Origin of the sequence: Pseudomonas paracarnis (genome assembly GCF_904063055.1) — a bacterium.
GTDB lineage: Bacteria > Pseudomonadota > Gammaproteobacteria > Pseudomonadales > Pseudomonadaceae > Aquipseudomonas > Aquipseudomonas paracarnis.
In genome coordinates, this window is record NZ_CAJFCN010000004.1 from 420,143 (window position 1) to 440,758 (window position 20,616).

The 20,616-nt window shown below is 58.9% G+C and carries 17 protein-coding genes and 4 tRNA genes; 14 read left to right on the forward strand and 7 right to left on the reverse strand.

Features of this window, described 5'->3' with window-relative positions:
* Positions 1-133: 133 nt before the first annotated feature.
* Positions 134-544 (forward strand): PA0061/PA0062 family lipoprotein, encoded by a 411-nt coding sequence (locus tag JMV15_RS11870; protein WP_038450585.1) that lies wholly within the window; start codon positions 134-136, stop codon positions 542-544.
* Here the strand turns inward: JMV15_RS11870 and JMV15_RS11875 are convergent.
* Positions 541-702: a hypothetical protein gene (locus JMV15_RS11875; RefSeq protein ID WP_003192266.1), complete on the reverse strand. Its 162-nt coding sequence runs from the start codon at positions 700-702 to the stop codon at positions 541-543. The genes JMV15_RS11870 and JMV15_RS11875 overlap by 4 nt on opposite strands.
* Positions 703-913: 211 nt before the next feature.
* Here JMV15_RS11875 and JMV15_RS11880 point away from each other — a divergent pair, with 211 nt between their 5' ends.
* A complete protein-coding gene (locus tag JMV15_RS11880; protein ID WP_014718991.1) occupies positions 914-1,576 on the forward strand; it encodes a cysteine peptidase family C39 domain-containing protein in 663 nt (220 codons plus the stop codon).
* 111 nt (positions 1,577-1,687) lie between these two features.
* Here JMV15_RS11880 and pbpG read toward each other — a convergent pair whose 3' ends face one another.
* Positions 1,688-2,611: a D-alanyl-D-alanine endopeptidase gene (gene pbpG, locus JMV15_RS11885; protein WP_014718990.1), complete on the reverse strand. Its 924-nt coding sequence runs from the start codon at positions 2,609-2,611 to the stop codon at positions 1,688-1,690.
* A 207-nt stretch (positions 2,612-2,818) separates the two neighbouring features.
* Positions 2,819-3,673, reverse strand: a complete 855-nt coding sequence (gene folD, locus JMV15_RS11890; RefSeq protein ID WP_014718989.1) for a bifunctional methylenetetrahydrofolate dehydrogenase/methenyltetrahydrofolate cyclohydrolase FolD — start codon at positions 3,671-3,673, stop codon at positions 2,819-2,821.
* Positions 3,674-3,948: 275 nt separating this feature from the next.
* Here folD and JMV15_RS11895 point away from each other — a divergent pair.
* The 10 genes from JMV15_RS11895 to JMV15_RS11940 all read left to right on the forward strand — a co-directional run bounded on the left by JMV15_RS11895 (position 3,949) and on the right by JMV15_RS11940 (position 13,373).
* A tRNA-Arg gene (locus JMV15_RS11895) sits at positions 3,949-4,025 on the forward strand.
* 32 nt (positions 4,026-4,057) lie between these two features.
* A tRNA-His gene (locus JMV15_RS11900) sits at positions 4,058-4,133 on the forward strand.
* A 58-nt stretch (positions 4,134-4,191) separates the two neighbouring features.
* Positions 4,192-4,276: transfer RNA gene (locus JMV15_RS11905), tRNA-Leu, on the forward strand.
* A 77-nt stretch (positions 4,277-4,353) separates the two neighbouring features.
* A tRNA-His gene (locus JMV15_RS11910) sits at positions 4,354-4,429 on the forward strand.
* Between the two features lie 401 nt (positions 4,430-4,830).
* Positions 4,831-6,141, forward strand: a complete 1,311-nt coding sequence (tig, locus tag JMV15_RS11915) for a trigger factor (protein WP_014718988.1) — start codon at positions 4,831-4,833, stop codon at positions 6,139-6,141.
* A 91-nt stretch (positions 6,142-6,232) separates the two neighbouring features.
* Positions 6,233-6,868, forward strand: a complete 636-nt coding sequence (gene clpP / locus JMV15_RS11920; RefSeq protein ID WP_003192255.1) for an ATP-dependent Clp endopeptidase proteolytic subunit ClpP — start codon at positions 6,233-6,235, stop codon at positions 6,866-6,868.
* Positions 6,869-6,980: 112 nt separating this feature from the next.
* Entirely contained in the window at positions 6,981-8,264 is a 1,284-nt protein-coding gene (gene clpX / locus JMV15_RS11925) for an ATP-dependent Clp protease ATP-binding subunit ClpX (RefSeq protein ID WP_003192254.1), read from the forward strand.
* Between the two features lie 187 nt (positions 8,265-8,451).
* Positions 8,452-10,848 carry an endopeptidase La gene (gene lon / locus JMV15_RS11930; protein ID WP_003192252.1) on the forward strand — a complete coding sequence of 799 codons (2,397 nt, stop codon included), beginning with the start codon at positions 8,452-8,454 and terminating at the stop codon, positions 10,846-10,848.
* Between the two features lie 149 nt (positions 10,849-10,997).
* Complete coding sequence (locus JMV15_RS11935) at positions 10,998-11,270, forward strand: HU family DNA-binding protein (protein WP_003174819.1); 273 nt, start codon at positions 10,998-11,000, stop codon at positions 11,268-11,270.
* A 228-nt stretch (positions 11,271-11,498) separates the two neighbouring features.
* Positions 11,499-13,373, forward strand: coding sequence for a SurA N-terminal domain-containing protein (locus JMV15_RS11940; protein ID WP_014718987.1), 1,875 nt, complete (start codon positions 11,499-11,501; stop codon positions 13,371-13,373).
* Positions 13,374-13,454: 81 nt separating this feature from the next.
* Here the strand turns inward: JMV15_RS11940 and nhaA are convergent, their stop codons facing one another.
* Together nhaA and JMV15_RS11950 are read right to left on the reverse strand one after the other, a co-directional pair.
* A complete protein-coding gene (nhaA, locus tag JMV15_RS11945; protein WP_014718986.1) occupies positions 13,455-14,798 on the reverse strand; it encodes a Na+/H+ antiporter NhaA in 1,344 nt (447 codons plus the stop codon).
* 118 nt (positions 14,799-14,916) lie between these two features.
* Entirely contained in the window at positions 14,917-16,098 is a 1,182-nt protein-coding gene (locus JMV15_RS11950) for an MFS transporter (protein WP_038450582.1), read from the reverse strand.
* A gap of 116 nt (positions 16,099-16,214) precedes the next feature.
* Here JMV15_RS11950 and JMV15_RS11955 point away from each other — a divergent pair, with 116 nt between their 5' ends.
* Positions 16,215-17,114: a LysR family transcriptional regulator gene (locus tag JMV15_RS11955; protein WP_014718984.1), complete on the forward strand. Its 900-nt coding sequence runs from the start codon at positions 16,215-16,217 to the stop codon at positions 17,112-17,114.
* Between the two features lie 88 nt (positions 17,115-17,202).
* Positions 17,203-17,994 (forward strand): DUF2242 domain-containing protein, encoded by a 792-nt coding sequence (locus tag JMV15_RS11960; RefSeq protein ID WP_014718983.1) that lies wholly within the window; start codon positions 17,203-17,205, stop codon positions 17,992-17,994.
* A 366-nt stretch (positions 17,995-18,360) separates the two neighbouring features.
* Here JMV15_RS11960 and JMV15_RS11965 read toward each other — a convergent pair whose 3' ends face one another.
* Both JMV15_RS11965 and JMV15_RS11970 read right to left on the reverse strand, forming a co-directional pair.
* Entirely contained in the window at positions 18,361-19,395 is a 1,035-nt protein-coding gene (locus JMV15_RS11965) for an AraC family transcriptional regulator (RefSeq protein WP_038450580.1), read from the reverse strand.
* 4 nt (positions 19,396-19,399) lie between these two features.
* Complete coding sequence (locus tag JMV15_RS11970; RefSeq protein WP_019819478.1) at positions 19,400-20,530, reverse strand: carbon-nitrogen hydrolase family protein; 1,131 nt, start codon at positions 20,528-20,530, stop codon at positions 19,400-19,402.
* Positions 20,531-20,616: the final 86 nt, after the last annotated feature.

Genomic DNA, 20,616 nt, shown 5'->3' on the forward strand with positions numbered 1-20,616 from the left:
GCCAGGTGAAGGAAGTTTTAGTCAAGGGCTGAAGATACTTTCATAGGGATTCATTTGTTCCAGGAAGGGCGGCTGATCAAGCTTGTCAGCCATCGGATACGCCCTTTTTACATCTGCCCTTTGGAGCCCTGTCATGTCACTTAAACCACTGTTGTTAGTTCCCGTCCTTGGCTTTGTCTGTTTGTTGTCGGCGTGCGCCGGCCCGATCCCCAAGGCGGACCCCAGCCAAGCCTGGATCGGCTTGCAGGAAGAAGCGCCGAATGACCTGATGGCCGAGCGTGTCGATGGTAAGCGGGTGGACGATGGGCGCTATTTTGAGGTGGCCCCGGGGGACCATCGCCTGGACGTGACTTTATTTGAAGACGAGCCGGGTGATGACAACCAGCAGGACTGCCAGGGCCGCATTGAGTACAAGCATTTCAAGGCAGGTGAGCACTACACCCTGGTGGAGTCGAGCCTGGGCACCACGGTGCGTGCGTCCCTTGAGGACGGCCACGGCAAGGAAATTGCCGCCACCCAGGACTTCAATTGCATGCCTGGCTAGGCGTGATGCGCCGTCGTCTTGCGTGGCTCGGCGGGTTCAGCAGGTTTGACGTGGGGATGATGATGCCGGCGCGTCACGCGCATGACCCCCCATAGCATGGCGGCGGCGACGGCCAGCCAACCACAGATCAACAGGAAAATCGTTGTCGCAAGGCTCATTCGGGCCTCCTTTCGCCCACTTGGGGCACACACAGTCTTCTCAATGGACAGTCTAGCCAGCCGGCGGTTGCCTGCTATTGACCAATGGTCGAGTCTGTCCAACTTGTTTGCTCTATCAGCGCCGCTTTACTGGGCCAGTGGGCTATACCGGCGGGGCGGGGCGCCCTATGATCGGGGCCTTTACCGGCAGTTGATCAAGAGAGTGAAAAAATTGCGCTTACGGTCGAACCTTAAAACTTCCTTGCTGCTGGCCGTTGCCCTTGGGCTGGCGGCCTGTTCCAGTACCCCGTCGAAACTGCCAGGCTTGCCGGAGCGCGTTGAACTCAATGGCGTGCCAACCTTTCGCAGCGAGGCTTATCAGAGTGGTCCTGCGGCACTTGCCAGCATGCTGTCGCAACAAGGCATTGTCATGACACCGGGTTTGCTTGATAAACCACTGCGCCTGCCCGGCGCCGAGGCGGACCTTGAACGCAACATGCAGGTGCTGGCGCGTGAGTATGGGCTGATGGTGTACCCATTGGACGCCAAGCTGACCGCCGTGTTTGCCCAGGTAGCGGCGGGTTACCCGGTGATGGCGCGGATCAACGCCAGCTATTGGTCCGGGGCGCGTTATGTCGTGGTGGTGGGGTTCAACCAGCAGAAAAGTACGGTGCTGTTGCGCTCAGGCAAGGAGCGTCGATTGAGCATGAGCTTCAGCGACTTCGATTCGGCGTGGAAGGGCGCGGGCCATTGGGCCATCCTCACCCAGCGCCCGAGCCAGTTGCCGGCCAACGTGGATGCGCAGCGCTGGCGCGATGCGGCCAACGCCACGGCGCAGGCGGGGCAGGAGCAAGCGGCGGCCCAAGCGCTCAAGGTGTTGGCAGAGAAGAAGTGAAACTCAAATGTGGGAGCGGGCTTGCTCGCGAAGGCGCAGTGTCAGTCGCTGAATGCTTAGGCTGACCCACCGCATTCGCGAGCAAGCCCGCTCCCACACTAAAATCGCTGTTTATCGACGTACTTCCGTAGCAGTCGCTCGATTCTTGAGGTTCTTATCGGCCTTGTAACGCAGCGCCACATCCGGCACGGCGCCGCCTTTGCCGGTCTCGACCCAGCTACGAATACGGCTGGCATCGGCAAAGTGGGTGAACTTGCCAAAGGCATCCAGGATTACCAGCGACACCGGGCGATTGCCCATGCTCGTCACCAGCACCAGGCAATGGCCGGCCTGGTTGGTGAAGCCGGTCTTGGTCAGCTTGATATCCCAATTGGCGCGGTTGATCAGGTGGTCGGTGTTGGAGAAGCCCAAGGTGTAGTTGGGCTTGCGGAACGACACAGTCTTTTCCTTGGTGGTGCTCAACTGGCTGAGCATCGGAAACTTGCGCGCATAGGCCAGCAGCTTGCTCAGGTCGCGGGCGGTCGAGACGTTATGAATCGACAGGCCAGTGGGCTCCACGTAGTGGGTGCTGGTCATGCCCAGGGATTTGGCCTTGGCGTTCATCGCCGCGATGAAGGCCGAATAACCGCCTGGATAGTGGTGGGCCAGGCTGGCGGCGGCGCGGTTTTCCGAAGACATCAGCGCGATCAGCAGCATTTCCTTGCGCGGCATCTGGCTACCGATCTTCACCCGGGAGAACACGCCTTTCATCTCGGGCGTGTCGGTGATGTTGATGTCGATGTACTCGTCCATATTCTGCTTGGCTTCGAGGACGATCAGGCCGGTCATCAGCTTGCTCACCGAGGCGATAGGTACCACCACGTCGGGGTTGCTGGAATAAATGACTTTATTGGTCTGCAAATCGACCAGCATGGCGCTGCCGGAGGCGATCTGCAGCTTGGAGGCGTCACGCGGGGCCAGGGTGGTTTCGGCGGCGTGGGCGAAGGTACCTGCCAAAGCAAAAAACAGGCTGACAATAGAAAGACGAATTTTCACGCGGATGAACTCGCTAAAAAGTAAGGAAATGCCGTTGTGAAACGGAGCTTGTGACAAATGGCGTTACATTTTAGGAGTATGGATGAAGAACTGTCGAATGTTCTTCTAGAACCAGACGAAAGTGCTTAAAAACTAAGAAAAAACGGTTTTTTTACGTGCAATAAAAAGCCCTGCGCTAAGGCAGGGCTTTTTCATTACGCCTGGTTATTAACCGTGCAGGGTTTCCGCTGCGTACAAGGTGTTTTCCAGCAGGCAGGCCCGGGTCATGGGCCCGACGCCGCCTGGCACTGGCGTGATCCAGCCAGCGCGGGGCAGGGCGGTTTCATACACCACGTCGCCCACCAACTTGCCGTCTTCCTGGCGGTTGATGCCCACGTCGATGACGATGGCGCCTTCCTTGATCCACTCACCCTTGACCAGGCCCGGCTTGCCGGCGGCGACTACCACCAGGTCAGCGCGGCCGACGTGGCCGGCCAGGTCCTTGGTGAAGCGGTGGGTGACGGTCACGGTGCAGCCGGCCAGCAGCAGCTCCATGGCCATCGGGCGACCGACGATGTTCGATGCGCCCACCACCACAGCGTCAAGGCCATACAGGTCGACACCGGTGCTTTCCAGCAGCGTCATGATGCCTTTGGGGGTGCATGGGCGCAGCAGGGGAATGCGTTGGGCCAGGCGGCCGACGTTATAAGGGTGGAAACCGTCGACGTCTTTGTCCGGGCGGATGCGCTCCAGCAGCTTGGAGGCGTCCAGGTGCTCGGGCAGTGGAAGTTGCAGCAGGATGCCGTCCATGTTCGGGTCATCGTTGAGGCTGTCAATCAGGTCGGTCAGGGCCTGTTGAGTGGTGTCCGAAGGCAAGTCATAGGCCTTGGAAATAAAGCCGACCTCTTCACAGTCTTTACGCTTGTGCGAGACATAAACCTGAGAGGCAGGATCGCTGCCGACCAGGATCACCGCGAGGCCAGGCGTGCGCAGGCCTTGCTGGCTGCGCTCGGTGACTCGTTTGGCGATCTGCTGGCGCAGGCTGGCGGCGATTGATTTGCCGTCGATAAGTTGTGCAGTCATTACGCGTGATTAACCATCGAGAGGGGGAAGAAAAGTGCGCGCATTCTCGCATGCCAAGGCGCGAGGGCAAAGGCGCTTGGTCTGCAAATTGCCCTAACCCCTTAAATAAAATCAGTTTTTTTCAAAAAAGATTTGACGGGTTTCCAGGGCATCTATACTATTCGTCGCACTTGTCGGGCACAGCCTAGCACTGGTTAAGAAGGTCAAGCAGAATAGTTGTACTGCAAGGCTGGAAGCACTTAGTTTGTAATCCTCCAAGAGTACAGATTAATAAGGCGCCCGTAGCTCAGCTGGATAGAGCATCCGCCTTCTAAGCGGATGGTCGCAGGTTCGAGTCCTGCCGGGTGCGCCATTAGGCAGCTTTGGCACAAGTAGCGCTATATGGTGGGCGTAGCTCAGTTGGTAGAGCACGGGATTGTGACTCCCGTTGTCGAGGGTTCGATCCCCTTCGTCCACCCCATATTCTGAAAAGGCGCCAGATTTAACAGTCTGGCGCCTTTGCTTTAAGAGCTTCAAGCGCGGATGTGGTGGAATTGGTAGACACACTGGATTTAGGTTCCAGCGCCGCGAGGCGTAAGAGTTCGAGTCTCTTCATCCGCACCAATTAAAGCTTTTCCCGGTCGTCAGGCGGGGCAGGGCTCAACAAAGAAGTGGTTTGGTTTCTTTGTTAACGCAATATGGTGGGCGTAGCTCAGTTGGTAGAGCACGGGATTGTGACTCCCGTTGTCGAGGGTTCGATCCCCTTCGTCCACCCCATATTCGAAAGGCGCCAGATTTAACAGTCTGGCGCCTTTTTTGGTTTTGGCGGTTTGAGATTGGGTGGTCGCAGGTGCTGGGCTGCCCCGGCAGGGCGTGTCGTCGTATTTGTGTATCTCGATGATGCCGCGTTGCTTGCTCGCTCTGTTCGCAGGGCGGGCCGTCAGGGAGATGGATGCGTGTTCCTTCTATATATAGAGAGGGGCGGCGCAGAGCCCTGGCGCAATTTGGCTGTATTTGTCACCGGGGCGAGGTACTTCAGTGCTTTCGTACCGATAAATTGCCGGCTGTTTTCCGCTGTGTTTTCAGTAGGGTGACTTCTTGAGTTTGACCCACTAGAATGCATGCCCTTGATTGGGGTCGGAAATGGCCGGCTAATGTCTGTGCAACGAGGAATATCCATGCAAGTTTCTGTTGAAAATACTACTGCTCTCGAGCGCCGCCTGAGCATCACCGTGCCGGCAGAGCGTATCGAGACTGCGGTCAACAAGCGTCTGCAGCAGACTGCCCAAAAGGCCAAGATCGCTGGTTTCCGTCCAGGCAAAGTGCCGATGAGCGAAATCAAGCGTCGTTTTGGTGCCGATGCGCGCCAGGAAGCTGTAGGTGACGTGATCCAGGCTTCTTTCTACGAAGCCGTTGTCGAGCAAAAGCTGAACCCGGCAGGCTCGCCTTCGATCGAGCCCAAGTCCCTGGAAGCGGGCAAGGACCTGGAATACGTTGCCGTATTCGAAGTGTTCCCGGAATTTGAAGTGGCCGGTTTCGACGGTATCGAAATCGAGCGTCTGAGCGCCGAAGTGGCCGATTCGGACCTGGACAACATGCTGGAAATCCTGCGCAAGCAGAACACTCGTTTTGAAGTGGCCGACCGTGCCGCCCAGAACGAAGACCAACTGAACATCGATTTCGTTGGCAAGGTTGACGGCGAAGTCTTCGCTGGCGGCTCCGCAAAGGGCACTCAACTGGTGCTGGGTTCCAACCGCATGATCCCTGGTTTCGAGGACGGCCTGGTTGGCGCCAAAGCCGGCGAAGAGCGCGTTCTGAACCTGACTTTCCCTGCTGACTACCAGAACCTGGACCTGGCTGGCAAAGCCGCCGAGTTCACCGTTACCGTCAACAGCGTTTCCGAGCCTAAGCTGCCAGAGCTGAACGAAGAGTTCTTCGCCCAGTTTGGCATCAAGGAAACCGGCATCGAAGGCTTCCGCACCGAAGTTCGCAAGAACATGGAGCGTGAGCTGCGCCAGGCTATCAAGTCCAAGGTCAAGAACCAGGTCATGGACGGTCTGCTGGCCGCCAACCCGATCGAAGTGCCTAAGGCCCTGCTGTCCAACGAAGTGGATCGTCTGCGCGTTCAAGCGGTTCAGCAGTTTGGTGGCAACATCAAGCCTGACCAACTGCCGGCCGAGCTGTTCGAAGAGCAAGCCAAGCGCCGCGTTGTGCTGGGCCTGATCGTGGCTGAAGTGGTCAAGCAGTTCGACCTCAAGCCAGACGAAGACCGCGTTCGTGAAATGATCCAGGAAATGGCTTCGGCCTACCAGGAGCCTGAGCAGGTCGTGGCTTGGTACTACAAGAATGAGCAGCAGATGAACGAAGTACGTTCGGTTGTGCTGGAAGAACAAGTTGTGGATACTGTTCTGCAGAAGGCTAAGGTGACCGATAAAGCGGTCTCTTACGAAGAAGCAGTCAAACCGGCGGAAGCAGCACAAGCCGACTGATTGTCCAACTCGTTGGAAATTCAACCATAAGCCAGCCTCGCGCTGGCTTATGCGTTTTCAAGACATGACTATTTGGGAGTAACTGCAGAGCATGTTCCGTAATTCCTATATTCAGCAGAACTCTGATATCCAGGCCGCAGGCGGCTTGGTCCCGATGGTTGTCGAGCAGTCCGCTCGTGGCGAACGCGCCTACGACATCTACTCGCGCCTGCTCAAGGAGCGAGTGATCTTTCTGGTTGGCCCGGTAGAGGACTACATGGCCAACCTGATCTGTGCGCAATTGCTGTTCCTTGAAGCGGAAAACCCGGACAAGGACATCCATCTCTACATCAACTCACCGGGCGGTTCGGTGACTGCGGGCATGTCGATCTACGACACCATGCAGTTCATCAAGCCAAACGTGTCGACCACCTGTATTGGCCAGGCGTGCAGCATGGGCGCCTTCCTGCTGACTGCGGGTGCCGAAGGCAAGCGTTTCTGCCTGCCGAACTCGCGCGTGATGATTCACCAGCCGCTGGGCGGTTTCCAGGGCCAGGCGTCGGACATCGAAATCCACGCCAAGGAAATCCTCTTCATTCGTGAGCGTCTCAACACGCTGATGGCCAAGCACAGCGGGCGCACCCTGGAAGAAATCGAGCGCGATACCAACCGTGACAATTTCATGAGCGCTGAAGCCGCCAAGGAATACGGGTTGATCGACGCAGTGATCGACAAGCGCCCCGCTTAATATAAGCCGCTCAAAATAGGGCTGGTCGGCATGTCCGACCACTGGCGGGCTTGAAAAAGCCCGCATAAGCCTTCATCTTGTGTTGCAAGCCTATCGGATTTGGATCGAACGAATGACTGACACCCGCAACGGCGAGGACAACGGCAAGCTGCTCTATTGCTCCTTCTGTGGCAAAAGCCAGCATGAAGTACGCAAATTGATTGCCGGCCCCTCGGTGTTTATCTGCGACGAATGCGTCGACCTGTGCAATGACATCATCCGTGAGGAGGTGCAGGAAGCCCAGGCCGAGAGCAGTGCGCATAAATTACCTTCGCCTAAAGAAATCAGCGGCATCCTTGACCAGTACGTCATTGGTCAAGAACGTGCAAAGAAGGTTCTGGCCGTAGCGGTGTACAACCACTACAAGCGCTTGAACCAGCGTGACAAGAAAGGTGATGAGGTTGAACTCGGCAAGAGCAACATCTTGCTGATCGGTCCTACAGGCTCGGGTAAAACCCTGCTTGCAGAAACCCTCGCTCGCCTGCTGAACGTTCCGTTCACCATCGCCGACGCCACCACCCTCACCGAGGCTGGCTACGTGGGTGAAGATGTCGAGAACATCATTCAGAAACTGCTGCAGAAGTGCGACTACGACGTAGAGAAAGCCCAGATGGGTATTGTCTACATCGACGAGATCGACAAGATCTCGCGCAAGTCTGATAACCCGTCGATCACCCGGGACGTTTCCGGTGAAGGCGTGCAGCAGGCCCTGTTGAAACTGATCGAAGGCACGGTTGCGTCCGTACCGCCGCAAGGTGGTCGCAAGCATCCGCAGCAGGAATTCCTTCAGGTTGATACGCGTAACATCCTGTTCATTTGTGGCGGTGCGTTCTCCGGTCTGGAGAAGGTGATTCAGCAGCGTTCCACCCGTGGCGGCATTGGTTTCAGTGCGGAAGTGCGCAGCAAGGAAGAGGGCAAGAAGGTGGGCGAGTCCCTGCGTGAAGTCGAGCCTGACGATCTGGTCAAGTTCGGTCTGATCCCGGAATTCGTTGGCCGTCTGCCGGTCCTGGCCACGTTGGACGAGTTGGATGAGGCGGCTTTGATCCAGATCCTCACCGAGCCGAAAAACGCCCTGACCAAGCAATACGGCAAATTGTTCGAGATGGAAGGTGTAGACCTCGAGTTCCGGACCGACGCGCTGAAATCGGTGGCCAAGCGAGCACTGGAGCGTAAGACCGGTGCACGTGGCCTGCGTTCTATCCTCGAAGGCGTGTTGCTCGACACCATGTACGAAATCCCCTCGCAGTCTGAGGTGAGTAAAGTGGTGATCGATGAAAGCGTGATCGAAGGCAAGTCCAAGCCACTGTATATCTACGAAAACAGTGAGCCGGCTGCCAAGGCTGCACCCGACGCATAAGCGTTCAGCAGTTGCGGTACAAGCAAGGGGCCTCTAGGGGCCCCTTGTCTTTGGGGGCGTTTCTTAGGGCGGTGGTTAAATTCGCGTGTATTCATGCGTTTAACTACTGGCATTGAGCTTGTTTTTTTTGCATGTAACCCCCATCTTGGTTTCAAGCTTATTTTTGAACTGTCATAGAGGCGAAATCATGAAGACAACCATCGAATTGCCTCTCCTGCCGTTGCGCGATGTCGTCGTCTATCCGCACATGGTTATCCCGCTGTTCGTGGGGCGCGAGAAGTCTATCGAAGCCCTCGAGGCCGCGATGACGGGCGACAAGCAAATCCTGCTGTTGGCCCAGAAGAATCCTGCTGATGATGATCCGGGTGAAGATGCCCTGTATCGCGTCGGCACCATTGCCACTGTCCTGCAATTGCTCAAGCTGCCCGATGGCACCGTCAAGGTGTTGGTCGAAGGTGAGCAGCGCGGTGCCGTAGAGCGCTTTATGGAGGTGGACGGCCACCTGCGCGCGGAAGTGGCGCTGATCGAAGAAGTCGAAGCCCCGGAGCGTGAATCCGAGGTGTTCGTGCGCAGCCTGCTGTCGCAGTTCGAGCAATATGTGCAGTTGGGCAAGAAAGTCCCGGCTGAAGTCCTGTCTTCGCTCAACAGCATTGATGAACCGAGCCGCCTGGTCGACACCATGGCTGCACACATGGCGCTGAAGATCGAGCAGAAGCAAGACATCCTCGAAATCATCGACCTGTCGGCCCGTGTCGAACACGTATTGGCGATGCTGGATGGCGAAATCGACCTGTTGCAGGTTGAGAAGCGTATCCGTGGCCGCGTGAAGAAGCAGATGGAACGTAGCCAGCGCGAGTACTACCTGAATGAGCAGATGAAGGCCATTCAGAAGGAGCTCGGCGACGGCGAGGAAGGCCACAACGAAATCGAAGAGCTGAAAAAGCGTATCGATGCCGCTGGCCTGCCCAAAGACGCCCTGACCAAGGCCACCGCCGAGCTGAACAAGCTTAAGCAGATGTCGCCAATGTCGGCCGAAGCCACTGTGGTGCGCTCGTATATCGACTGGTTGGTGCAAGTGCCGTGGAAGGCCCAGACCAAGGTGCGCCTGGACCTGGCCCGTGCTGAAGAGATTCTCGACGCTGACCATTACGGTTTGGAAGAGGTCAAGGAGCGCATCCTTGAGTACCTCGCCGTGCAAAAACGTGTGAAAAAAATCCGCGGTCCGGTGCTGTGCCTGGTCGGGCCTCCAGGTGTGGGTAAAACTTCCCTGGCGGAATCGATTGCCAGCGCGACTAACCGCAAGTTCGTGCGCATGGCCTTGGGTGGCGTGCGTGACGAAGCTGAGATCCGTGGTCATCGCCGTACCTACATCGGTTCGATGCCAGGAAGATTGATTCAAAAGATGACAAAAGTGGGTGTACGCAACCCGCTGTTCCTGCTCGATGAAATCGACAAAATGGGCAGCGACATGCGTGGCGACCCGGCGTCGGCCTTGCTCGAAGTGCTTGATCCCGAGCAGAACCATAATTTCAACGACCATTACCTGGAAGTCGACTACGACTTGTCTGACGTAATGTTCTTGTGCACCTCCAACTCCATGAACATTCCGCCAGCCTTGCTGGATCGGATGGAGGTGATTCGTCTGCCGGGCTACACCGAAGACGAGAAGATCAACATCGCGGTCAAGTACCTGGCGCCCAAGCAGATTTCGGCCAACGGCCTGAAGAAGGGCGAGATCGAATTCGAGGTCGAGGCGATCCGTGACATCGTGCGCTACTACACCCGCGAGGCCGGTGTACGGGGCCTTGAGCGCCAGATCGCGAAGATCTGCCGCAAGGCGGTGAAGGAGCACGCGTTGGAAAAACGCTTCTCTGTGAAGGTGGTCGCCGATTCCCTGGAACACTTCCTGGGCGTGAAGAAATTCCGCTACGGCCTGGCCGAGCAGCAGGATCAGGTCGGCCAGGTGACTGGCTTGGCGTGGACCCAGGTGGGTGGCGAATTGCTCACCATCGAAGCGGCGGTGATTCCGGGCAAAGGCCAGTTGATCAAGACCGGCTCCCTGGGTGATGTGATGGTCGAATCCATTACGGCCGCGCAGACCGTGGTACGCAGCCGCGCCCGCAGCCTGGGCATCCCGCTGGACTTCCACGAGAAGCACGACACCCATATCCACATGCCGGAAGGGGCGACCCCCAAAGACGGCCCTAGCGCTGGCGTAGGCATGTGCACGGCGCTGGTATCAGCGTTGACCGGCATTCCTGTGCGCGCCGATGTGGCGATGACCGGAGAAATTACCCTGCGTGGCCAGGTATTGGCGATCGGTGGTCTGAAAGAGAAATTACTCGCTGCGCACCGAGGTGGAATCAAGACCGTGATCATTCCTGAAGAGAATGTTCGCGACTTGAAGGAAATTCCTGACAATATCAAGCAGGATCTTCAGATTAAACCGGTTAAATGGATTGACGAGGTCCTGCAAATTGCGCTGCAATACGCGCCGGAGCCCTTGCCGGATGTGGCCCCGGAGATCGTCGCGAAGGACGAAAAACGCGAGTCCGATTCCAAGGAAAGAATTAGCACGCATTAATGTGTTGGAGCCTGGGGGGCTTCCTTGACAGCTTTTTAGAGCCCTTGTTATAAAGCGGCTCTTAAGTGTCTGTAGGCCATTCAGCACTGGTTTTGCTTTTTACCAAAAAACTTAGAATCATACTCAATAGATATATAAGGGGACTTAGAGTGAACAAGTCGGAACTGATTGATGCTATCGCTGCATCCGCTGATATCCCGAAAGCTGCTGCTGGCCGTGCGCTGGACGCAGTAATCGAATCCGTCACTGGCGCTCTGAAGGCCGGCGACTCCGTGGTACTGGTAGGCTTCGGTACTTTCTCTGTGACTGACCGCCCAGCTCGCACTGGCCGTAACCCACAGACCGGCAAAGCACTGCAAATCGCTGCTGCCAAGAAACCAGGTTTCAAAGCCGGTAAAGCCCTGAAAGAAGCCGTTAACTAAGCTTCGTTCAAGCCTTTGCTTACCCGGGTCGGACGCAGGTCTGGCCTGGCAGCGGAGCGGTAGCTGACCCACGTATCGGGTCGCCACGCCGGGGGTGCAGATTCGAACCCCCGTCCGCTCCGCCAGTTACGAGAAGGCGCATCCTCGGATGCGCCTTTCTTCTATCCGGACTCTACCCACGCTCCACGGTTGCCTAATTTTTGAAGTTCAACCGTTTCTGGGGGACGCATGCTGCAAAATATCAGGGACAATTCACAAGGCTGGATTGCCAAGACCATTATCGGGATCATCGTCGCTTTGATGGCGTTCACCGGTATCGAAGCCATTTTCCAGGCTTCGGGTAATAACAAGCAGGACGTGGCCAAGGTCAACGGTGAACAAATCACCCAGACCGAGCTGAGCCAGGCTGTCGATATGCAACGGCGCCAGCTGATGCAACAGTTGGGTAAGGATTTCGATGCTTCCCTGCTCGACGAAAAACTGCTGCGCGATGCTGCCCTCAAGGGCCTGATCGATCGCAAGCTGCTGCTGCAAGGCGCTGCCGATTCCAAGTTCGGCTTCTCGGAAGCTGCGCTGGATCAGGTGATCCTGCAGACGCCGGAATTCCAGGTGGACGGCAAGTTCAACGCCGAACGCTTTGACCAGGTGATCCGTCAGCTGGGCTATAGCCGCATGCAATTCCGTCAGATGCTGACCCAGGAAATGCTGATCGGCCAGGTTCGCGCAGGCATCGCCGGCAGCGGGTTTGTGACCGACGCCGAGGTGCTGGCATTTGCCCGTCTGGAAAAACAGACCCGCGATTTCGCCACCGTCAACATCAAGGCTGATCCCGCGGCGGTGAAACTCACCGACGATGAGGTCAAAGCCTACTACGACCAGCACGCCAAAGAGTTCATGACCCCGGACCAAGTGGTCATCGACTATCTGGAATTGAAGAAGTCTTCCTTCTTCGACCAGGTGACTGTCAAGGACGATGAGCTGCAGGCTGCCTACGAGAAGGAAACCGCCAACCTCGCTGAACAGCGTCGTGCCGCGCATATCCTGATTGAAGTCAACGACAAGGTCACCGAGGCGCAAGCCAAGGCCAAGATCGAAGACATCCAGGCGCGCCTGGCCAAGGGTGAGAAGTTCGAAGCTCTGGCCAAGGAGTTCTCCCAGGATCCAGGTTCGGCCAACAATGGCGGCGACCTCGGTTTTGCTGGCCCTGGTGTTTACGACCCGGACTTCGAAACCGCCTTGTACGGCTTGAAGCAAGACCAGGTGTCGGCGCCGGTGCGCACCACCTTCGGTTGGCACCTGATCAAGTTGCTGGGCGTTGAAGCGCCTGAAGTGCCATCGTTCGCCAGCCTGAAAGACAAGCTGACCCGCGAGCTCAAGGCACAGCAGGTTGAACAGCGTTTTGTCGAAGCGACCAAGCAATTGGAAGATGCGGCATTCGAAGCCTCTGACCTGGCTCAGCCGGCGTCTGACCTGAAGCTGACCGTCCATACCTCCGCGCCGTTTGGCCGCGAAGGTGGCGAAGGTGTAGCGGCCAACCGTGCCGTGGTCACTGCCGCATTCAGCCCGGAAGTGCTGGATGAAGGTGCCAACAGCAGCGCCATCGAACTGGACCCGGAAACCATCATCGTGCTGCGTGCCAAGGAGCATCTCAAGCCGGCCCAACTGCCGCTCGAGAAGGTCGAGGCGGCCATTCGCACCCAGATGACCAAGGAGCGCGCAAGCGCTGCTGCCAAAGCCCGTGCCGACGAGTTGATCGCCAGCCTGCGTGATGGCAAGACCGCGCTGGACCAGCCGGTTGACGGTCAGGCTTGGAAGGTGACTGAGGCGGCTACCCGTGGTCAGGAGTCTATCGACCCGGCCGTGCTGCAAGCCTTGTTCCGCATGCCCAAGCCGGCGGCCAAGGACAAGCCTACCTTCACCACCGTGACCCTGCGCGATGGCAGCCTGATGATCGTGCGCTTGAACGGCGTGAACGAAGCGGCGGCCCCTACGGACGAAGAAAAGGCGCAATACCGCCGCTTCCTCGCTTCCCGTATTGGCCAGCAGGACTTCGCGGCCTACCGCAAGCAGCTGGAAACCCAGGCAGACATCAAGAAGTACTGATGCCGGCCTGAATAAAAAGACCCCGACCTGAAAAGGCCGGGGTCTTTTTTTGCCCTTGATAAAGTGAGTGCTGAATGCGCTTTAGGCGTTCTTGGCTGCAAACTTGAGCTTGCCCCACGTCAACCCGATCACCGCCGCCAGGGTTGAAGCCGCCAATACGCTCAGCTTCGCAGCCGACAGCAGGGCCGGGTCGGAAAATGCCAGGGACGAGATAAAGATCGACATGGTGAAACCGATCCCCGCCAACAGCCCTACCAGGCCAACGCCCGTCCAGGTCACACCGTCAGGCAGTTTGCAGATGTTGAGCTTGACCAGCGCCAGGCTCGCCAGCATCACACCCAGAGGCTTGCCGAGCACCAGGGCGAAGATGACGCCCATGAACACACCGTGGGCCAGCGGGTCATCCAGATTGAAACCGTCCAGGCTCACACCGGCGTTGGCCAATGCAAACAGCGGCATTACGCCGAACGCGACCCAGGGGTGCAGCGCCGATTGAACACGCTGCACTGGCGGCAGTATTTCCCGTTGAGCTTCGCGCAATTGTTTGAGGGGCGTGGCGACTTGCTGGGCCCCTTCGGCTGGCTGCGAGAACCGGTCCATCAGCTCGTTGAAGGTGCGTTCGATGGTTTCCAGCGGGCGTTCCCGGGTGGGCTTGGAATTGACGGGGGTCATCAAGCCAAGGATCACCCCGGCGAGTGTTGGGTGCACGCCGGTCTTGAGCAGGCCAAACCACACGATAGCGCCTGGCAGCAGGTAGATCGCCGCCTTGCTGATGCCCATGCGTTGGAACACCAACACCAGGGCCAGCCCGCCGACAGCAATCACCAAGCCCATGTAGTCGAGGCTGGCGGTGAAAAAGATCGCGATGATCAGAATCGCCACGATGTCATCGATGATCGCCAAGGCCAGCAGCAGGATGCGCACGCCACTGGGAATCGATTTGCCCAGCAGCGCGAGCACGCCCACGGCAAAGGCGATGTCGGTCGCGGTGGGGACCGCCCAGCCACTCGCGGCGGGGGTGCCGTGGTTGAGCAGGGTGTAGATGAGGGCGGGCATCAGCACACCGCCCAACGCCGCGCCCAACGGCAGCGTGGCCAGCTTCAGGTTAGCGAGGGCGCCGTCTTTGATTTCCTGGCGGATCTCGGCACCGACTACCAGAAAGAAAATGGTCATCAGCCCGTCATTCACCAGAAAATGCAGGGAGCGCGACACGCTGTAATCGCCCAGCCCGAGGGTGATGGGCGTGTTCCAGAAATGCTCGTAGGTCGCGGCGGCGGGGCTGTTGGCCCACACCAGCGCGACGATGGCGGCCAGCAGCAGCACGATACCGCTAACGGCTTCGATGTGTGAAAAGCGCTCAAGGGCGGACAGCGCGCCCTCAGTCAAACGCTGGGGGCGGGGGATGGCAGGGTGTTTATCAGGCACGACAAATCTCCATTGGCGGCCCGACCAATGCTTGGCTTTTAACCTGCGCCGTGCTTTATGCAACAACGCACCCAGGGGCGATGATAGGAAGGTGAGGAATAAGTTGTAAACAAACTTGTCATCGCGCGGGCAGCGCTTTACCCCGGATTGCACCCAGCGCCAACACGATCAATCCTAGAACTGCCCATGGAAATGCCACGACGCCCCAACGTTCGAGCAAGAGCCCGCCCACTAATCCACCTCCGGCGATGCCCAGGTTCCATACCGTAACCAACATCGATTGGGCGGCATCGGCCGAGTTGCCAGCCGACTTGGCCAGCGCGGTTTGCAATAGCGCTGGGAGGCCACCGAAGGCGAGCCCCCACAACGCCACGCTGACGTAAATGGCGACTACGCAGTTGAACCATAGTCCGAGCAGCAGGGCCGCAACGGCGAACATCGCGCAACTGATGAGGGTCAGCAGCCTCAGGTGCCGGTCAATCCAGATGCCTACCAGCCAAATGCTCAGCAGGGCCATCAGGCCGAACACCAGCAGCACGCGATCAATCTCGCGGCCGATACCGGCGGGCACTAGCAAAGGGGCGATGTAGGTATAGAGAATGTTATGCGCGAGCACGTAGGTAAAGGTCACCCAGAGCACCGGCCGGATGCCTGGCAACGCCAGTACCTGACGTAAGCCGAGGCGTTTGCTTGGCGGTTCACCGGCAAAATCCGGCAGTTGCCAACGCGCCCAAATCAGCAGTAACAGGGTCAGGCCAGTCATGATGGCAAAACTGGCGCGCCATCCGACAAGCGTGCCCAGCAGGGTGCCGGCGGGCACGCCGAGGGACAAGGCCAGCGGCGCACCCAGCATGGCCACGGCAATCGCCCGGCCCTGCAGATGAGGTGCGACCATACGACTGGCGTAACCCGCCAACAAGGCCCACAGCAAGCCAGCGAACACACCGGCGAAAAATCGTGCAGCCAAGGTCAAGCCATAGTGGCTGGAGAACGCGGTGACGCTGTTAACCAATGCAAAGCCGCCGATGGCGATCAACAGTAGCGGCCGCCGGCGCCAACCCCGGGTCAGCAATGTCAGGGGGATAGCAGCAAGCAACGAGCCGAGCGCATAGAGGGTCACCAGTTGCCCGACCAGGGCCTGGGAGACCCCAAGCCCAGCACCGATTTGCGGTAATAAGCCGGCGGGCATCGCCTCGGTCAGGATGGTGATAAAGCCGGCGCAGGCCAACGCCAGCAGACCGGCCAGGGGCAGGCGTTCAGCGTGGGGCGCTGTATCGACCAATAGGGGACTGTCGTTCATGGGCGCTCTCCTTGAAAGGGCAAGGAGCCAGGGTAGGGGGCTGCGAGGCGCGGAAAAACAGGCTAAGGTTCCGAACTTATCGGACGTTGATGTCCGCAATCGGTAAAGGCATCACCATGGACAATCTGGGCAGCCTCTCGGTTTTTGTGCAGGTCGCGCAAACCCTCAGCTTTACCGCTGCGGGCCGCGTACTGGGCGTGTCATCGTCGGCGGTGGGTAAAAGCATTGCGCGGATGGAGGAGCGCCTGGGCGTCAGGTTGTTTCATCGCAGCACCCGCAGTATCACCCTGACCAGCGAGGGCGCGCTGTTCCTGGAGCGTTCGCGGCGCATCCTGGCGGAACTGGAGGCGGCCGAACAGGAGTTGACTGAGGTCACTGCCAGCCCTCGCGGCAAGCTGCGGATCAGTGTGCCCCAAGTGCGCGGCTTGTTGATGCCGGTGATCAGCGATTTTATGCGCGCCTACCCGGACATTGAGTTGGATGTGGATTTTTCCGACCGCATGGTGGACGTGATAGAGGAGGGCTTCGACGCGGTGATTCGCACTGGCAAGCCAGAAGATTCGCGCTTGATGGTGCGCCATCTAGGGCATTACCAGTTGGTTCTCGTCGGTACGCCCGGCTATTTCGACCAGCATGGTACGCCCCATCGGCCACAGGACCTGAATCATCACGCCTGCCTGCGGCACAAATTCTGCGCCACCGGCAAGCTGGAGCCCTGGCCACTGCGTCCTGTCCCGGGGGCTGCGGAACTGAACCTGCGCGCACCGCTGGTCAGCACCACCATCGAGTCCCTCAATCATGTGGTGCAAGAAGGACTGGGCATTGCGTGCCTGCCGGACTACATGGTCAACCAGGCCGTACAACATGGGCGTTTGCGACGGGTGCTGGATGAGCACCTCGAACATCGCGGCAGTTTCTGGTTGCTGTGGCCGGCCAGTCGCCATGCTTCGGCCAAGCTGCGGGCCTTTATCGATCATATGTGCGCCGGGCTTTTTCCTACTGACGCCGCTGTCTGAGCTTGAGATGTTTTACCGACAGGAATCGCGCTTCAATGTCGCGTTCTGTTGCACAATACCGTCCGGACCGTTTTCTTCAGGATTTTCAATGTCGACATCATTTCACTTGCGCAATCTCGGGTTGGCGCTGGTGCTGGCGGGCGCCGCGGGCTGCTCGTCACCCAAGACCGCTATCTATGAACATGAGAATTTCGACGATTCCGGTACGTTTTCCCGCGATTACCCGGTCAGCGATGTGGCGGCCTGTGAAGCTGCGCGCCGTGCCCTGCTGAGCCAGGGCTACATTATCACCAGCAGCGATCCGAAACTGGTGGCCGGCAACAAGAGTTTCCAGCAGACCGGCGAGACCCACCTGCAGATCAGTTTCAATGTGGTGTGCGCTGCTGATGGCAAGGGCAGCAATCACTCGACGATGTTTGCCAATGCCTTGCAGGACCGCTATGCGCTGAAGAAGGTCAACAACTCCGCGAGCCTCGGTGTAGGCGTGCTGGGCTCGGTGTCGATGCCGATTGGCTCCACCGACGACTCGATGGTGAAGGTGGCAAGCGAGACCGTCTCGGCACCGAAGTTCTACGAGCGTTACTTTGCGTTGGTGGACGTGTTCCTGCCGCAGGAAGTAAAGCAGGCCGAGCATATCCCCGAGCAGCCCAAGGCTGACCTGGGCGTGCCTGAACCCAAGGCCGCTCCGGCACCCGAGAAGGTCGAAGCGCCGAAGGAGGTGCCTGTAGCGCCTGCCGCTGCAGAGCCGCTTGCGCCGCCACCTGAGGCTGCACCGATTGCACCGGTGACAGAGCCCGCTCCGGTTGCGCCGGCGCCGACTGATCCTGCCTTGCCGGCCCCGACAGAAGCGATTCCACCGCTTCCGATGCCTGCGCAATAACGCAATGCTCTTCTACTGTTGGAGCGGGCTTGCTCGCGAATACGGCGTAACAGTCGCCAGGTGTGTTGAATGACACACCGCTTTCGCGAGCAAGCCCGCTCCCACATTTTGACCGAGGTTGCGGTTAAGTTAAATCCAGTGATCGCCGCTACGTTTAATCCTGAAGAGCAGGAATGTCACGACGTCGACATTTTTTCGTCATGACGGCACTTTAGGCTGGGTTCGCAGGTCATTAATCTGCAAACGCTTTCAACACGAAAAGGAGTCCACCATGGACGATTACCAGGAAGAGCTGCTGGAGTACCAGGCATTCGAATTGGACCCGCTGGATCCGGTCGACGATGCCACCGAGCTGTAACGCTGACTTCAGGCGGAATGCCGCTGACTGCGGCGAAATTCCCCTGGGGTCTGGTTGTTCCAGCGTCTGAAGGCCCTTTGGAAGGCTTGGGCCGAAGCAAAACCGAGCAAGTAGGCGATCTCGCCGAACGCCAGTTCCGTATCGCGAATGTAGGTCATGGCCAGGTCGCGACGGGTGTCATTGAGGATCGCGCGAAACTGCGTGCCTTCCTCGGCCAGTTTGCGCCGCAATGTCCAGGTTGGCAGCTTCAAGCGTGCCGCCACTTCCTCCAGGTCGGGTTCCCGGCCGCCATTGAGCATCGGCCCGAGCAAACGGGTAATGCGCTCGCGCAGGCTGCGGGTGCGGGTCAATTGCTCTAATTCCCTTTCACACAGCTGTAGCAACAGGTGCCAGGTGCTTGGGCAATGCTGCGGGTTGCGCAGCGCCAGGGTGGGTTGGCTGAGGCGCAGTTGATTGACCTCGGCGCCGAAGTGGACCACGCCCTCTCCCAACACCCTGTAGTGGTCGTGGTAGTCCGGCGCGTTGAATTCGATTTCAATCCGCTGGGCCTGCACCGGCTGTTGCGCCAGGCCAGACAATTGCTGCAGCCAGCCGGCGATGATCGAATCCACCACAAAGCGGTTGTAGGCGTTATAGGGGCTGATGGAATAAAACCGCAGCCACGCGCCTTCAGCGTCTTCATGAAAGCTTGATTGCCCGCGATAGTTGGAGCCGTACAGCGCTTCAAAGCGTGTGAGCGTGCGCGCCGCTTCGCGCACTGTGGGCGCTTGGGCGGCGGTGACGCCGGCAAGACCGGCTTGGCTCAAGCGGCTGAGCTGGCCCATACGCAGGCCTAGGCCGGGGTTGCCGGTCAGTTGGATGGCCGCGTGGCCCAGGCGCATGTAGCGCGGGATCGACAAGCGTGCGCCGGCCTCAGCCAGGCGAGCTGGATCAAGGCCGTATTGCAGCAGCAGGGGCTGTGGGTCCAGGCCGTGGCTGTGGATGGCGTCGGCCAGGGTGTGCACGAAGCCCACCGACAGATCCCCCAGGCGCACCGGCTTCAAGGCGCTACAGCCAGATATTCAGCAAGCGCGCACCACGGGCGTCGCCATCGGCGAAGACTTGCCCATTGCGGCTGAGAAAACTCTGGCCGGCGCTGCCCAGGTCCCAGAATTGCCCGCGCAGAAAGACGCTCATGCCCGCGGTGGCTTCGCTGACAGGTGGCTGGCTGATCAGGGTAAGACGACGCCAGGCCGCGCCCTCACTGGTTTCTTCGGGCTTGAGGCTCACTTCTGAAGGCGTAGATACGCTCTTGAAACCGCGCCACGGACGCTCCCAGGTATCGCGGCCGGTGACAAAAGCGGGTACCGCGATCAATTGCGCGCCTTGCTCGTTGAGCTTGCGGTAGTTGTCCGGGTACCAGCTGTCGCTGCCGACCAGGATGCCCAGGCGCCCGGCGGGGGTGTCGACAACGTTGACGACATGCTCATCGCCCGGCTCGATAAAGCCACGCTCATCGTAGATCGGGTAAAGCTGGCGCTGCGGCTGGCCCAGCGGCAAGCCGTCGGCGGCAAACACCACGCTGACGTTGTACAGCGCGCCGTGGCCGATCTCCAGTTGTCCCTGGATCACGCTTGGGTTGGGCAGGGCGATGGAGCCGGCCACCAGGGTCACGCCAAATTCTTTGGCGAGGCCGCCAAACAACACTTGATAGTCGCGGGCCATGGCCGGGGCTTTCATGCGCAGGTATGCATCGTCCATGCGGTTGTCGCCGGTGGCGCTGATCCAGGCTTTGGCAAATTGCAGCGGGTTGCTGATCGACAGCCAGTTCATGGCGTCCTTGAGGTGAGCGGCCTGGTACAGCTCATTCTTCTCTGCGCCGAGCATCAGCCAGGTGCCGATATGTTCCGGCAGCACCACCACGGTCTTGGCATTGATCAGCCCAAGGTCCCGGGCATTTTGCAGGTAGGCCGACAGCTTCAGGTGCAGGCGTTCCAGGCTTTGGTAATCGGCAGGGAACAGTTCCGGCTGGATGCCCAGCAGGTTGCCCCGGTCGGCCGGTTCGCCCTCGTTGACGGCGAGGGTGATGCGCAGGTCGGACAGGTAATGCGCCACGGGGCGCTCCTGGGTCCAGACCAAGTACGCGGCGAGGGAGGCAACCAGGGCCATGATGACGGTGAACGCTAGAAGTTTACGCATGGGGCAACAGACAACAGACCAGGTGCAGGGTTCGCGACTAGGGTAGGGCCCATGGCGTGGCTTGCCAAGGGGCGCTGTGCATTTGG